The sequence below is a fragment of the Pseudobutyrivibrio sp. AR14 genome, from assembly GCF_900101325.1.
Lineage (GTDB): Bacteria > Bacillota > Clostridia > Lachnospirales > Lachnospiraceae > Pseudobutyrivibrio.
Genome location: NZ_FMUY01000004.1, coordinates 1 through 15,014, shown reverse-complemented (window position 1 = coordinate 15,014; position 15,014 = coordinate 1). Strand labels below are relative to the sequence as shown.

Below are 15,014 nucleotides of genomic sequence, written 5' to 3'. Positions count from 1 at the left end.
AATGGAAACAAAATTAATAAAAGGGCTTGAGAAAATAGAAAAGAATGACATTGTTGTTATTTGCCTCCCACATGCGGGGGGCGGAGCATCATTCTTTAATTCCTGGAGCAAATATTTAAAAAAGCCATATGTTATTTGCCCAGTGCAGCTGCCAGGACGTGAGGAGAGAATCGTTGAAAAACCAATGGAGTCAATGACAGAAATTGCCAGCCAAATAGTGGAGATTCTCATGACTCTAGAAAATGATTTTATTTTGTTTGGCCATAGCATGGGGACAAAGATGCTTTTTGAGGTAGAAAAATTACTTGAAAAGAATGGACGTATGGCAAAGCTTGCTGTAGTGTCTGCCTGCCCGCCGCCAGATAGATTAGAGTCAGAAAAAATCGCACATCTTCCGGATGACAGATTTATAGAGGCACTTTTAAATTACGATGGGATCCCTCAGGTACTACTTGAGAACAGGCAGCTGCTTGATATGTTTCTTCCTATGCTGAAAGCTGATTTTAGACTTAGCGAAGACTATGTATGCGAGGACAACACCCCAATAAAATGTCCTATATGTGCAATGGGGGCAAATCAGGATTATGACGCCTTAGAGCCTGCTATCAAGGCTTGGGCAAGTTATACTCAGGATGATTTTTCATATAGGATGTTTGAGGGTACTCACTTTTATATTAAGGAGAAAGAGCAAGAGGTGCTTAGTCAAATAAAAGAATATTTTGATAAGGTTAATTAGTCGTTTAGAAATGATTTAACGGAGGGAAAAATGAAAAAGAGTGAAGATACTAGAGAGATGTTGGTCTCTGGAAATATCGTTAGCACAATGCTGACACTTAGTATTCCAGCTATTCTTGGAATGGTTGTAATTGGTCTTTATAACTTTATGGATGCAGTATTTGTAGGGCAGATGGTTAATGCTACAGCCATGACTGCAGTAAAGGTATCCTATCCATTTACACTTTTAAATAGTGGTGTTTCTACACTAATCGGTGTGGGTTCATCATCACTTTTATCAATTGCTATTGGTAAAAAGGATAAGAAAACAATTGATGGCATCATGGGAAATCTTATGGCATTAATTGGAATTCTTTCTGTGATTGTAATGGTTGTGGGACTTGCTTTTACACCACAGCTCCTTTCACTTAGCGGTGCTAAGGGAGACATTTTAAATGAGGCAGTAAGATATCTTCGTATAGTATTCTGCGGTTCATTATTTGTTAACTTTGCCCAGTCAGCAAACATGGTAATGAGAGGCGAAGGAAAGCTTAAGAAGGCTATGACATTTATGGCAATCGGTGCCATTTTAAATATCATTCTTGATCCAATTATGATTACTATTGTTGGCAAGGAAAATGGTGTTACAGGTGCTGCTTTTGCAACTATCATTTCTCAGTTTGTTCAGGCATGCATCACTCTTTACTATTTCTTAAATAAGAGTGAGCAGATTAAGATTGGCAAGATTGGTGTAAATTCTTCAATGGTTAAGCCAGTACTTAGCGTAGGTGTTTCTGCAATGATGATGCAGGTGCTTCAGATGGTACAGCAGACTATTATGTACAACACTGTAGAGTCATTTGGTGGTAGCAGTTGGCAGACAATCCTTGGTGCTTCACTTAGCTTGCAGGCATTTGCATTTATTCCTCTTTGGGGAATCAGCCAGGGCTTCCAGCCAGCTATCGGAACCAACTATGGTGCTAAGAAATATGACAGAATGGTAGGCTTTAACAAGGCATTTATGATTGCGGCTACAATTATTGCAGCAGTATTCTACATCCCAATTATGTGCTTCCCTGACAAGATGCTTTCAATGTTTATCAAGGATGCAAGCGACGTTGTAGTTATGGGTGCGCCAATGCTTAGAATTCTTTTCGCCACATATATTTCATACGGTGTTATGATTCTTGCAATCACATTCTTCCAGGCTATTGGAAAGGGAAGTATTGCAGCTATCCTTACACTTCTTCGTCAGGTAGTATTATTCATTCCACTTGTAATATTACTTCCACGAATCAAGGCATTGGGCGTAGGCGGTGTATTCTTTGCACAGACATTTACTGATATTGTTGTAATGGTAATGGTAGTAATCTTTATGACAAGCGCATTTGCTAAAATCAGAAAAGAACTATCAGAGACTACAAATCCACATATCGAAAATGCTACAGAAACAGCTTCTGCAAAAGTAGAGAAGATGGAAGGTTAATAAAAAAAATATATAATCCATTATTTAATTATAGAAATAGAACAGTCTTCATATTATTAAGCATATGGAGAAAATCAAATTATCTATTTGTATAATGAAAGGAATTAAAAAATGGATTTACCAGGATTTGAAAAATTTATACGGGAAAACAATTATGATCAAATTAGACTGAGTGAGAAGTTAAATATACAGCAGAGAGCATTGATAGATCAGGTTAATATAACAAGCGAGAGAATAAAAAATAATTTTAGAGAGATTGTGCTAGCTGTAAACTCATTTATAAATGAAAAGGGTGATTTCCTAAGAATTCAAAACGTTAAATATATCAATATTCCAATTGATATATCTAAGCGCAGCGGGGTTACAATTAAAATAGATTTTGATAATAAAAGAGCATATATAAAAGAAAGCCCAGCAGGTGAGGAAAAATATCCGATAGAAGATTTTGAAATTTATATAAGTAAACTAAAAGAGAAAACCATTCAGTCTATAAATAAAGAAAATGATCCTGAACTAGAGGAGTGTTTGTATTCCTTATCTAGCCTAGAAAGATTATCATTAACGAGTTTATCCCAAAAAATGGATAGAATACTTATAGGTAGTTTAAAAAAAGAAACCGAGAGGATGGATAAGAAACAAACACGCTTCCTCTTTTTATCAAAATCAAAGGAGATTATTGGCAAAAAAGAAACTGAAATAGAAAAAGATAGTCAAGAATTTGAAGATTTTGAGAGATAAAAGATAAGACAGGTAATGCTGTCTTTCTTTTTTTCGAAAGAATTAGTAATATACATAATAACAGAATTCAGAATATAGGAATTAAGTTATGTACAATATCTTATTGGCGAATAGAAATGACAAAATTTGTAATGCAATAAAATTTCATTTGGAGACAAAGCTAGATATAGATTGTATCCGCGTTTTTATAACAGACAATGGAATGGATTTGATGAAAATGAGCCATAATATCAGTAGTATTATGGCGGTAATAACTGATGTTTATTTGTTTGATGTTAGTGGAATTTCAGTAGCATCAACTATACATAAACATTATCCAGATATCCCTATACTATTTGTTTCAGAAGAAGCACAAGAAGATGATGCTGTGTTATCTAAATTATACACACAAGAAGAAAAGCAATATCTATATTGCAAAAAAGATGTTTTGACTAGAGAAATTGCCTTTATCATTGGAGCAGTTGATTTTTTCACGTACCATAGTAATAACGTAAATACGGAATTCTTAACGGAATTAGTTTACAGAATTAAAAATGCCACAAAAGAAAAAAGAAATGTGCTGAATGATAAGCGAATTATTATAGATTCAAAAGAAGAATACACTGAGGGTCATGTATTTTTAAATAATAAAGCGAGGAGAGTTTTTGTATCTGGTAATGAAGTAATTTTGTCAGATAAAGAATATAAGATTCTATACTATTTCATTGTTAATAAAAATATTATCCTTTCTCGGCAACAAATACTTGAGAAAATTTGGGGTGCATCTTATACTAAAACCCCGAAAATAGTGGATATCTATGTAAATAACCTCCGTAAAAAACTTGGAATTTCAGGTAACTATATTAATACAATCTATAAGATAGGATATAAATTTTCGGTTCAATAATTTCCAAGATTTATAATTAAATAAATTACTAAAAGCCAGCAGAAAAGGCTACTTTAAAGTAACCTTTCTAGTTGGCATTTAGTAACTGTTGTTATTTACGTTATTTGGATTAATTCGCTGATTATACTGTATCTAAGTATTCTTCAGGAACAAATAAAATTAAATCTCTTTCATTTTCCACCGAGAAAATATCATAGCAATCACTTCTAAAAAATAAATTACAAGGGGTTACGGTACACAAAGTTCCTTGTTTTATTTCAGCTCGTGGAGCGGTAATATCACAAATAGCTTTTACTAGCTGTCCGTCTTTGAACTTATTCTCTTTTGCTAATCTAAAAAGTCTAAACATGTCCTGGCTACCTCTCATTTAGCGTATATACAAGATCTTTTTATTTCAAAATATTACTATCTAAAATTGAAAAATCTACTTGTTGAAAAAACAATCTTTCCAAATATATCATCTGAAACTATGCCACCACATACCCTAGAGTCAACAGAATAATTTCTATTATCTCCAGCTAAAAAATATTGATTGTCTTCTAATGTATAAATTATTCCCTCAACGTAACCTTCTTTAGAGGGGTCATAATAAACATATTCTTCGTCGGTTGCAGCCCCGTTTATATAAAGTGTTCCGTCATGAAAATAGATGGTATCACCAGGAAGTCCAATAACTCGTCTAATAATATATGCATCAGAAGTATCAAGAGGTGATTTATATGTAACTATATCTCCGTATGTATAAGAATTACTCCTCATGGCTATTAGCTTTTCACCTTTATTAAAGGTCGGATACATTTCATTTGAGGCAGTAACGCCCTTAAAAGAAGTAAAACTAATGAAAAAGACAATAATGCTAAAGGCAGTAATAAATACACGGAAAGCTCGGATGGATAATAAGGCTTTTATTGATTGGTTTATTTCTTTAATACAATTACGCACCAGTTTTTACCTCTCTTAGCATAGAAGTCCCTACATAATAAAATTTTTAGAGATCTTCACGATGGATTAGCAATACGAATTATGTTGCTCATGTAAAAATAATGTCTTAATAAAATTTTTTAGTGAGATTTTTTGAGAGAATTTTAAAAATTTGAATAGAAAAATATGCGGTTTTCTTTTTTTCTTCCATTATTTAATTATCAAGATAATATATGTGATAAAAATGAAAAAGATTATAACAAAAGGAGAAAACACATGAGAAAAATTAAACATCAAATTTTAAGCATATTAGCTGCTTGCTTTTTATTTTATTCTATGGGAATAACAGGTTATGCATATAATTATGAGGACTATGACCGAATAGAAGATGATGGAACTATTTTAGTAGATAGGAAAGAGCATCCAAATGTAACTTGTCAGGTAAGCTTGACTGTATTATATCCACAGAAACTATTTCAGGAAGGTACATTTTCGTGGTTTTTTACAGCAGAAAATGTAGATGTGCCTGAGGGATATAGTTTTGGGCCAAATAATCTAAGCGAATTTTGTTATCAGAATCGTTGGGAGAATGCAAAAAGATTAGATAAAAATATAGGTACTGGAACACTATTACATTACACATTCTTTATTGAACCGGGCACCTATAATTTTAGTACCAATAGTTATTTAAATTTTGCCGTATTAACTCCAGATTTGGAATATCCAGGCAGAGTAGAAGGAGCCACAGAGGAAGAGTTTGAAGCGAATAAAGTCAGGTATCCTGTGACAGTAACAGAGTCGACTCATAGTATTAAGCTATATGCTATTTTCGCGACAAATACCCAATTTGTCGAAGAAAATGTTCAAGAATTTGCAGAATATGCAAAGGAAATATCCGGAAATAACAATGACGAGCAATTAGATGACGTTACTATTGAAAGCAATAGTTCTTTGGGTGATAAAGACGATACTGATTCCAATAGAGATTATGTGATAGATAGTGTTAGATATGAAGAAAATACAAACGAAAATTATACTAAAGAAACAGACAAAAAAAGCCTCCCTATAGTCCCATTAATCGGAATTGTAGCTTTAGTAGGAGTAACAATCTTTATTAAAAAGAAACTATAGAGTATTTGATGCAATTTGAATATTTAATAGTAGGAGGAGAATTATGGATGCAGCAGCGTCTGTTCCTAATACAGATGAGACTATTTATATGAATCAGCAAAAATATAGTGCAGTTGACACCTTCATTCATTCAATGAATTTTTCTGAAAATGATACACCTCATGTTAAAGCCATATCTGGAGAAAATGTAAAACATTCTGAAGATTGTAGCGATGAACTTTTAAACATGATTCAGAAAGTGAATGAGCAGAATCATGCTCCAATTAAAAAAGAACAGGAAGAAATAGAAAAGCTAAAACAAATAGATCAACTTGCTAGAGAAGATATTATCCGACAAAGAAATCTTGAAATAGCAAAACAAAGAGCAGCGGAAGAGGCTAGTATAAGAGAGGAAAAACAAAATGAATCCTTAGAGGAATTCAGGCAACTTAGAAATTTTGTAGATTTATACCTGCCGGAGATAACTGATGATAATCCGATTGATGACGATGAGGATACAGAAATAGAGCAGCCAATTGAAATGGTTCATGAGTCTATAATTGATTGGAAATATGAAGCAACCCATGACACGTTAACAGGATTATTGAATAAAATAGCCTACGATGAAGATATTTTGTCGTTTAATCTTGAAAAAGGAATACTTGTCTATTATGATATCAATAACCTAAAACTCACAAATGATATCTTGGGGCATGACGCAGGGAACAAACTTATTACAACAGTAGCAAGTGAGATTAATCGTCAATTCAATAATCAATCTTATCGAATAGACGGGGGCAATTTTATCGTTATAACTGAAGGCGAAAAAAAAGACGTTGAAAATAAGATTTCTCTTATTACAAAAGCCCTTATTTTACATACAAAGAAAGATAATAACAGTATTATCTATTCTGCGTCTAAAGGTGTAGCTTTTGCTAATGGAAAGAAAGATTTAATAGAGCTAAAAAAAGAAGCCAATCAGCTTCTGGATAATGATAAGAAGAGGTATAAAGATTCTGTAAGAAAAACTGAGCCTAAAAAGAAAGATTTGAAGGAGATAAGTAGTGATGAGTCTAGATGGAAAGAGCTTGCCTTCAAAGACAGAAGGACTGGTTGCTATAACAAAACAGCTCTTGATTTTAAGAAGATAACAAAACTAGACAGTCTCACGCTTATTTCTCTTGAAAATAATAAGGAACTCAAAATGAGTCAGCTAGAAGAAAAAACAGCGTTGCTTTCCGAATTGCTTCTGAAATCTTTTGATAGAGAAGCGGTGTTCTATATAGAACAAGGACGATTTTTGGTAATTAATGCTCCGAATCAGGACTTGGAATCTTTCAAAATAAAGGCCAACACAATATCGTTAGCTGTTAATTATAGTCAGGATACAAATTTTACAGAGATTGATGAAGCAATAGATGTCCTTGAGAAAGCAATAAGCAAGGAACCGCAAAAGAATCTTTCATATGACGAACGTCTATCTTCGGCCCAAAGAAGACTTAAAGCTAATGTTAAAGATAAACACGAACCAATTGAAGCAGAGGATTTTGAAGATATTCAGCATCAAATTAGAAGGCGTAGAGGTGACATAATCGCAATTTTTATGACATCTTCTGATTTCAATCATTTGTTTATTTTTGCAGATGCAGAAGAGTTCTTAGAAATGCTATATGAGCTTGATGGAGAAATTGATTTTTCATACATCTATGCAATGTATCAAGGTGGAGCCTTGTATTATGGGGCAGATAAATATTCAAAAGAGGTAACAGATCTTTTCCAGACCATTGCAGATGGTATTCCCTTGGATCAAGAAATTAGCGAAAAGGATATTCAGATGATAGAAGGAATTAATACATTTGAACATGTATACATCAGATAAAGGAAATAAACACGATGGACAAAAGTAAAGAGCAAGAATATCTAAATCAAGTAGAAGAAAATAAGAATAAATTTTTAAAAGATAATAACCTTAAGACAAAAATGCTTCTTACTCAGGCAACCAATGTTGTATTAACAGGCCGTCTTTTAACAAAAGCTGTCGAAGATGAAAAAACTAACGAAAAGCTAACAACAAATGTTGCTACAAAAGAAGGCATTAAATTAAATCAAGCTGATTATGATTTATTGGTACATATCTTTAGAACAATAGTTACAGATGTATGTAAACTTACTCCCGAGATGCTTGATGCTCTTTGGTCAACAAAGTTACTTGCCACTATGCAGCTTAATTCTATCGCTTCAAAAATTTGTTCCGAAACATCAGAGTATAACTTAAAGATTTGTCTGTTCGATAAGAAAAAAGTTTGTTTAAAAGAGGCTTTTCCAGAATATTATGAAGAAACATATGGAAATACATATGATATAAGAGATGTACTTGATGCGGAAGATAGTGTTTTAAGAAATATCAATCTTTATGGAAAGATTAAAAAGAGTACCAAAGGTTCTTATCACACTCCAAGTAAAGGGAAAGTGGTTGATGAACTTATAGCAGAAGCACTTGAAACTTTTTTCGATTTGGAAGGAATTCATACTGTAGAAGAAAAACTTCGAGTATGTGCGGAAGCCAAGAAAAACGGACTTAAATCCCTTGGAGTTTATAAGATTTTGGCAAATAGGGGTATTCATAATAAGTCATTCCTTGATTTTTACTTCAAGAATAATCTTTCTAGATCCCAGCAATTTGAATATGTTCGTTTATATGCTGAATTTAGAAAAAAATACCAAAAGAAGCCAGATAAGGTTACTGAGTTTTTAAATACATTTATTAAAGGAATAGATGAGGCTTCTAAAACTGAATCAATGGACATAGCAATGTAATATACAAAGAGAATCTTTAACAGGGTTCTCTTTTTTTGCAATAAAATAGAGCCTAGTATATTGAGGTAACTCATCAAATTACTAAGCTCTATGTAATATCATTTATCTATGCAACAATGCCGCATCTTCTCTAGACATTTCAAATCCTTCGGATCCAAAGAAAAATTCAACCTCTTTTTGATAAAAATCATTAGGCACATGATTTGGGCCGCCTAAGAAACTATTAACAAATGTAAAGTAGAATGCTTTTTCTTCTTCAATATTTTCACCGTTTCGTTCTAGAAGACTATTAAGTCGTTGTTTAGATTCTTCCTCTTCCTGACTAATATAGTATTCCTCGGGAGACATCAGTGTTCTATTATTACTTGTATCACATGAGATATGACTTAAGTTATCATCGTCTATATCGTAATTGTATTGTTCATCAAGCCTTACAATATCATTTTTTTTGTAAAATTCTAATGCTTTCTTGCTTTTTGAATTATAACCTGCGACTGAGAATTCTACGAGTCTATATAAATCTCTACAATGTGCTTTGATATATCTGTCAAAATAAACACCTCTAGTATAATCCCAAGTCGAAATCTTATCCTTGAAGAATGTATATGAGATACTATATAGCTCATCAAGTGCATCTGGAAGTCGACTAGAAGAAATTATGTTATTGCGATTACATTCTTCGCGCAACCCTTGCTCTAAAGTAGCTTTCATAAGTGTGTATGCAAGGACTGGTGAAAAAATATGATCTTTATGTACTTCTCTTTCAAAAGCAACCAAATTTGTAAAATTCTGCCATGAATATTTACTGGCAACTTTTTGAAATTCACGGTTGAGCTCAAGATAAACACGCTGACCGTCTTTCATGTCAATTCCATTAACATTTTGTGTTTCTCCCATTTAATCCTCCTAATAAAAAATCTATAAAAATTAACTGCTATCAAATAATGGTTAGAAATTATTTTTTACATGAAAAAAAATAAATAATGTGGAAAAAATATTTATAAAATTATAAAAAATACATAAAAATACAATTTTTAAAGTGATATAACGCTGCAATGATAAATTTAACACAAGAAAATAAAAGTAATTTGATGGTTATGTGAATTTTTGGAAAAAATGAATAATAATTCAAAACCATAAATAGACGTTGAAGATAATTAGGAAAAATATTATCTATAAAATTTATATGAAAAAATAAATTTAAGACCATTATTTATATGAATCTAAAATTCAAGGAGAAGATTAATTAGATTATGAACAGACATAAAATAGAAGAAAGGTGATTTTATAAAGCATGAAAAAGAAAATATTTGCGACTTTTTTAGCGGCAATATGTACTATACCATTGACGGCATGTTCACTTGGTAAACTCACGGCTCAAGCGACAGATTTTGTTGGCTCAGTTACTGGCAATTCAAAAGAAAGTGAGGATTTACAGGCCGACGAGAATGCTTCGACAGGAGTAGATATTAATTCTCTAGAATCAGATGAATTTTATGTACTTCATAATGGAGTATATTATCCAGCGTGGGGGGCTAATGCTAATTACGAACAGAAAGAAGAACCAAGTGATTATGTTCCAGCAGACCCTTCCACTAGACAATTGTATTATTCAGAAGAAGAGGAAAAGAATATCCCTACTCTTTATTTAGAAAAGGGAGATAAGCTAATTTATTACAAGGATACGGATGCAGTTGATTACATTACATTCGAACGTTATCAAGACCTAGGTTATACAGTTCCTATATACAATATCCATGCTACAACAGGAGATACTCGCTATTACATTGATTTGGATGAAGAGATGGGATGCATTTTACCAGGTTCATCTTTAGAAAATATTGAGAAGGATGTGATTGAGGGGCAGAATATTACGCTTTCAAATATAGGGCGATTAGATATAACAAAAGATATTATTCGTTCGAGCATTGAACTTGAAGGTACTGATTCTACCGGCAGTGCGTATGAAGAAATTGATCTTAAGTCAAAGATTCTCAAAGGATGCGTTAAAGACGAAACCTATGACTTAGAAGTCTATGATGGTACAAATTATCTTCATTATTTAGCGACATGTAACATGCATGCATTTGAGCAGTTTGAAATATATAAATCTACAGACGTAACACCGCTTAGAGCAAGTGCTTGGGAAGTTGATATCCCAGATTATTTTGTAACAGGGTATTATAGGCTCTTTGCTAAGTGTATTGGATCTTCTTCATACACAGGACTTGTTAGAATTGTTGTCGGAATGGATTCATACGATAATGATGATGCTGAATCATTTAATAAACCACTATTAATTCTTGATGACGGGCATCGTGATATTGCAAAAGGTGCATATTCTGAAACTGAGGATTTAAATTCATGGTCATCCACAACAGCAGCACAAGAAAGTCTAGGCTATATAACAGATGAAGATACTGTAGATAAAACGCAGGTTGCAACAAATCAAAGTACATTAAAAGAAGTATCTATGCAAACGTATAATTTAACACTAATGGAAAATGAGAATTGCACAATTAAAATTAATCCTTCCGAAATTGATGCTTCAGGTGACGTTTATCTTCTTGTGGAAGACACTGTCAAACAATTAACCTACGACCGTATATATAATACATACACTCTTGATATAAAAGGAGATGGGAAATGTTACACCCTTGTTGTAGCAGGATTGTGGCACACATATGATATTAACCTTACAAACATTAAATCCACACCGGACAGTGAATCACTATCAGTATTCCCTTCATATTTACAAGATTTTCCTAGTCTTGATGAAGTAGAGAGCGAAGATAATGAAGAAGATAATGATAATGAAGAAGATAATGAAGAAATTGAAAATAATGAAGAAACATATCCTAATGAACAATAGGACTGGAGCATTTATTAATTAAGGAGAAAGTAAAATGGCAAGTACAATTGGAACAAATATTGTTGTTGATGAAAAAGAGATACTTAGTTTTATTCAAGGCGTGTTAAATGAATTAGAAAAGTTTCAAGATAATCAAGGACTATCAAAAGCGCAATATAATTTAAAAGAGTTATACAAGGCTGTTCGTGAGGGCGAATCGTTACTATCCAATATTTTTTATGCAAATGATGCAAAAGCTATTATGAGAATTCTTGATGCTAAGAATACTCCATATATTATTCTTCCATGCTTGATGAGAGAACAGGAAATGCTATCGATAGCTATAAGAGGAAGAGATAAAGAAATATTTCTTGCGGCACAGGATAGTGTCTTTATTCAAAATGGAAGAATCTATAGAGAATTAGATTTTAATGTTATGATTCGTGACATTAAAAATGAGCCTATTTTTAAAGGTCAACGTACTCCTATATTTGAATTTAAGAATTCTGTAACAAGAGCAATCTTTACGGCAGAATTGGCAAAGAATGACGTGCCTTATGGATTAGATGATAAGTCTGGTAAGGTGATTGTTTATCCAAATCAAGCATATAAAGAAAACAAAAAGGATCTTGTTACAACAATTGTTAATATGGCGGCTAAATATACTATCTTTGCAGCGTCAACAATCTATAGGAAATATCAGGAGTTAGTTGCAAATACAAATAATGAGACTCTTCAGGAGTTTATTAATCGTGCTCAACAGGGATTGGATGCCAAGATAGAGAATATGTCAGGAAGCAAAGCAATCTTATATGATTGTGATACAGATAGGTTTGCTTTTGAAAATAGAAAAATAACACCACCTATTCTTTCAACTATTCCAGTTACTTCTGATATGAGTCGGACACAAAAATTTACAATGCTTTCGAAATATACTTCGGAAGTATTAAGGGGAGAGGATAAACCTATTCTTACTTCGGATGCTTCTTATTCTAGAAGAGCAATTTCTGCTAATCAGGAGGTTAACTCTTTTATGAGAAAAGAGAAAGCACTTAATAAAGCTTTGTCAGAGATAAGAATGAAGGCAGGAAAGTATGTAAGGAACAACGATAAGTTGGTTACACCAGACAAGAAGTGTATGGCGGAGATAGAGTTTATTATTAGAGAATTAAAAACCAATGGACTCCCGGGATATTCAGATAAATTTGTTCATGTATTATGTCAGAATCTCGACGGCTCTATTAAAAATGGCACACGGGATATTGGATTTGAATTTGTCAGTGCCAAAGGACTTGATAACTATATTGTCAACGACGCTATTACAATTGAGAAGGAAACTGAGATTGAAAAAGAAGGAATTAACTCTTACGTATATTAAACTACGCATTAATGCGCCATTTCTATGATTTTTTCTAGTGACAAATGGTATAATGTTCAAATCCAATATTGGAAAAAATTAATGCATGGAGAATTATTATGGGAAATATTTTTAAAAGAAAATCAAAATTAAATGAAAGACAGCTCGAGATACTTCGGTCTAAAGATTTACCAACAGAATGGAAGCAGCTTACCACCATCCAACGTCAGTCTATTGTAGCTATAGAGGAAATGCTTGAATATGTGGAGAAAAAATACGAGAAGCCATTTTGTTATGCGGGATATAGGCGTAGAAATCCTCTTTTTATGGACGAAGAATCATTACTTTGTTATGCGCAGGGGGATGATCCTGATATAGATTGTTTTACAGTAAAGCGCGAAAAGATTGGTTTTAGAGACGGTTATGCTTGGGTTACGCAAACTCGTGTTGTACAAAAAGAAATGGAAGAAAAGCTTGCTGGAATCCTTGAAGGTCAGAAGTACAAGATGTTTGTTGAATTGACTGGAGTTTCTGACGAGGGTGAGGTCAAGTGCTTTCATATATACATATACCTTGAAAATACTGATCTGTCAGTGACGGAGCAATTAATGGACAAGGTTATATTGACTATCACGGGTGATTCTCGAGTACATAATATTAATATGTATTGTTTTGGAGAATCAATTGTGGATAAGATAACCGCTAAGGAACACAATAGATGTTTTGACTTGGATGATATTGTTATTCATTACATGAGTCATGAGAAGGATAGAGAAAAAGGCATTGGTTGGACAAAAAGATGACAGATGAAAAATTAGCATTACTAGAGCATATAACATACATAGATGAGAATGTTTTAAAAGCGGCAGGAATTGAGGATAAATTATTAAAACTTGCTCATAATAATACTATTGAATATGCTTTGAAATCTTTCGATGACAAAGCCCTTAACAACCTTCGCAACTATATCAATCTTGAAAATGAAGAAAAGAAAAACATTGTTGATGGCGCTTTAATTAGTGGTAAAGATTGGGCGAACATTATAGAAACAATCAGTAATGATGATGAACTAAAGAAGCTTGTTGTAATTGATTCTGAGCAAATAACTACGAAGAACGAAGAGCAATATAATCTTCAAATTTGTTATCAAGACCCAGTTTCTAAGCAAGGAATAATTACCTACAAAGGGACTACGGGATATGACGAGTGGGACGACAACGTTAAAGCAATTTATCTAAAAGATACTCCTTGCCAGGATAATGCCTTAAAGTTTTTTCAGAGGAATGAGAAGTCATTTGATGATATAGTGGTTGTAGGACATTCCAAGGGCGCAAATAAAGCCATGTACACAACTATAGTCTCAGACTCAGACAAAATATCCAAGTGTGTAGCAATGGATGGTCAAGGATTTTCTAATGAATTCCTAGAAGGTTATAAATCACAAATAGATAAACATGGTAGCAAGATTACAAACTATTCGGTAGATAGAGATTACGTGCATGTGTTAATGAAGCAAATTCCGAATGCTGAGCAAAAGTATTGTGAAGCCTTTGGAATACAAAGTGGAGCACAGTTTCATAGTCCATTTGCAATGTTTAAATCTAGTGATGGAAAAATGGAGCTAATTGGTTCCGACAAGAGCCCAGTATTCGTAAATACGAATGAGAATAGAAACATTGCTTTATTACGTAAATTTACGACACATTTGATGGATGAAAGAGAAACTAAAGATGTACAAAAAATTGCTAACTATTTGGGACCTATTGCAGGAGAATTAATAGGGAATGAAAGCAAATTAGACGCGAAGCATAAGGCTAAAGCTGGTAATCTTATAAAGATAATGATACTCATAGAGTTTATACAGTTTAGTATATCAGAGAATGTGAAACTGAAAGACTGGTGGGGACTGATACAGACTCTTAGATTAAAAGATACAGGTAAAGACAACACCGAAAGTAGAGACAATCAACAGACAGTCTACAACGTAAAAACGGATGAAAATGTTATTGAATATCCAACACTAGAATCGCAAGATTCATTAAAATCAAAAATGATAAGTACGGAACTACGAAATCCGTATGAAAAAAAATATATGTTCAAATCCCATAAACCGGAGGCGGAGACTATTAATCAG

The 15,014-nt window shown here is 33.0% G+C and carries 14 protein-coding genes; 11 read left to right on the top strand and 3 right to left on the bottom strand.

Annotated elements, in window-relative coordinates; all coding sequences use genetic code 11:
- Position 1: 1 nt before the first annotated feature.
- The 4 genes from BLP50_RS04520 to BLP50_RS04505 all read left to right on the top strand — a co-directional run bounded on the left by BLP50_RS04520 (position 2) and on the right by BLP50_RS04505 (position 3,824).
- Complete coding sequence (locus BLP50_RS04520) at positions 2-736, top strand: thioesterase II family protein (RefSeq protein ID WP_090151702.1); 735 nt, start codon at positions 2-4, stop codon at positions 734-736.
- Between the two features lie 30 nt (positions 737-766).
- On the top strand, positions 767-2,200 hold the full coding sequence (locus tag BLP50_RS04515) for an MATE family efflux transporter (RefSeq protein ID WP_090151699.1): 1,434 nt from the start codon (positions 767-769) through the stop codon (positions 2,198-2,200).
- Between the two features lie 111 nt (positions 2,201-2,311).
- Positions 2,312-2,938 carry a hypothetical protein gene (locus BLP50_RS04510; protein ID WP_090151696.1) on the top strand — a complete coding sequence of 209 codons (627 nt, stop codon included), beginning with the start codon at positions 2,312-2,314 and terminating at the stop codon, positions 2,936-2,938.
- A gap of 88 nt (positions 2,939-3,026) precedes the next feature.
- Positions 3,027-3,824, top strand: a complete 798-nt coding sequence (locus BLP50_RS04505) for a response regulator transcription factor (protein WP_090151694.1) — start codon at positions 3,027-3,029, stop codon at positions 3,822-3,824.
- Between the two features lie 121 nt (positions 3,825-3,945).
- Here BLP50_RS04505 and BLP50_RS04500 read toward each other — a convergent pair whose 3' ends face one another.
- Positions 3,946-4,173, bottom strand: a complete 228-nt coding sequence (locus BLP50_RS04500; protein ID WP_090151692.1) for a hypothetical protein — start codon at positions 4,171-4,173, stop codon at positions 3,946-3,948.
- A gap of 56 nt (positions 4,174-4,229) precedes the next feature.
- The gene (lepB, locus tag BLP50_RS04495; RefSeq protein WP_176753682.1) at positions 4,230-4,766 is read right to left on the bottom strand and encodes a signal peptidase I; all 537 of its coding nucleotides are present in this window, start codon (positions 4,764-4,766) and stop codon (positions 4,230-4,232) included.
- Between the two features lie 255 nt (positions 4,767-5,021).
- On the opposite strand from lepB, the gene BLP50_RS04490 reads away from it, so the two are divergent.
- Genes BLP50_RS04490 through BLP50_RS04480 form a run of 3 tightly spaced genes read left to right on the top strand, consistent with a single transcriptional unit; the run spans position 5,022 to position 8,672 of the window.
- Positions 5,022-5,876, top strand: coding sequence for a hypothetical protein (locus BLP50_RS04490; protein WP_090151683.1), 855 nt, complete (start codon positions 5,022-5,024; stop codon positions 5,874-5,876).
- A gap of 43 nt (positions 5,877-5,919) precedes the next feature.
- Positions 5,920-7,734: a diguanylate cyclase domain-containing protein gene (locus tag BLP50_RS04485; protein ID WP_090151680.1), complete on the top strand. Its 1,815-nt coding sequence runs from the start codon at positions 5,920-5,922 to the stop codon at positions 7,732-7,734.
- A 14-nt stretch (positions 7,735-7,748) separates the two neighbouring features.
- Positions 7,749-8,672 (top strand): hypothetical protein, encoded by a 924-nt coding sequence (locus tag BLP50_RS04480; RefSeq protein ID WP_090151676.1) that lies wholly within the window; start codon positions 7,749-7,751, stop codon positions 8,670-8,672.
- 102 nt (positions 8,673-8,774) lie between these two features.
- Here BLP50_RS04480 and BLP50_RS04475 read toward each other — a convergent pair whose 3' ends face one another.
- The gene (locus tag BLP50_RS04475) at positions 8,775-9,569 is read right to left on the bottom strand and encodes a hypothetical protein (RefSeq protein WP_090151673.1); all 795 of its coding nucleotides are present in this window, start codon (positions 9,567-9,569) and stop codon (positions 8,775-8,777) included.
- Between the two features lie 448 nt (positions 9,570-10,017).
- On the opposite strand from BLP50_RS04475, the gene BLP50_RS04470 reads away from it, so the two are divergent.
- The 4 genes from BLP50_RS04470 to BLP50_RS04455 all read left to right on the top strand — a co-directional run.
- Positions 10,018-11,544 (top strand): hypothetical protein, encoded by a 1,527-nt coding sequence (locus BLP50_RS04470; RefSeq protein ID WP_143001121.1) that lies wholly within the window; start codon positions 10,018-10,020, stop codon positions 11,542-11,544.
- A gap of 34 nt (positions 11,545-11,578) precedes the next feature.
- Entirely contained in the window at positions 11,579-12,901 is a 1,323-nt protein-coding gene (locus tag BLP50_RS04465) for a hypothetical protein (protein ID WP_090151667.1), read from the top strand.
- A 98-nt stretch (positions 12,902-12,999) separates the two neighbouring features.
- Positions 13,000-13,683 (top strand): hypothetical protein, encoded by a 684-nt coding sequence (locus tag BLP50_RS04460; RefSeq protein ID WP_090151663.1) that lies wholly within the window; start codon positions 13,000-13,002, stop codon positions 13,681-13,683.
- Positions 13,680-15,014: Mbeg1-like protein (locus tag BLP50_RS04455; protein WP_090151661.1), on the top strand; the 1,335-nt coding region annotated here is incomplete at its 3' end. The genes BLP50_RS04460 and BLP50_RS04455, both read left to right, overlap by 4 nt.

What these genes read in the sequence shown, in the direction of transcription:
- BLP50_RS04520 (WP_090151702.1), top strand. Translation starts at nt 2, where the DNA reads ATGGAAACAAAATTAATAAAAGGGCTTGAGAAAATAGAAAAGAATGAC.
- BLP50_RS04515 (WP_090151699.1), top strand. Translation starts at nt 767, where the DNA reads ATGAAAAAGAGTGAAGATACTAGAGAGATGTTGGTCTCTGGAAATATC.
- BLP50_RS04510 (WP_090151696.1), top strand. Translation starts at nt 2,312, where the DNA reads ATGGATTTACCAGGATTTGAAAAATTTATACGGGAAAACAATTATGAT.
- BLP50_RS04505 (WP_090151694.1), top strand. Translation starts at nt 3,027, where the DNA reads ATGTACAATATCTTATTGGCGAATAGAAATGACAAAATTTGTAATGCA.
- BLP50_RS04500 (WP_090151692.1), bottom strand. Translation starts at nt 4,173, where the DNA reads ATGTTTAGACTTTTTAGATTAGCAAAAGAGAATAAGTTCAAAGACGGA.
- BLP50_RS04490 (WP_090151683.1), top strand. Translation starts at nt 5,022, where the DNA reads ATGAGAAAAATTAAACATCAAATTTTAAGCATATTAGCTGCTTGCTTT.
- BLP50_RS04485 (WP_090151680.1), top strand. Translation starts at nt 5,920, where the DNA reads ATGGATGCAGCAGCGTCTGTTCCTAATACAGATGAGACTATTTATATG.
- BLP50_RS04480 (WP_090151676.1), top strand. Translation starts at nt 7,749, where the DNA reads ATGGACAAAAGTAAAGAGCAAGAATATCTAAATCAAGTAGAAGAAAAT.
- BLP50_RS04475 (WP_090151673.1), bottom strand. Translation starts at nt 9,569, where the DNA reads ATGGGAGAAACACAAAATGTTAATGGAATTGACATGAAAGACGGTCAG.
- BLP50_RS04465 (WP_090151667.1), top strand. Translation starts at nt 11,579, where the DNA reads ATGGCAAGTACAATTGGAACAAATATTGTTGTTGATGAAAAAGAGATA.
- BLP50_RS04460 (WP_090151663.1), top strand. Translation starts at nt 13,000, where the DNA reads ATGGGAAATATTTTTAAAAGAAAATCAAAATTAAATGAAAGACAGCTC.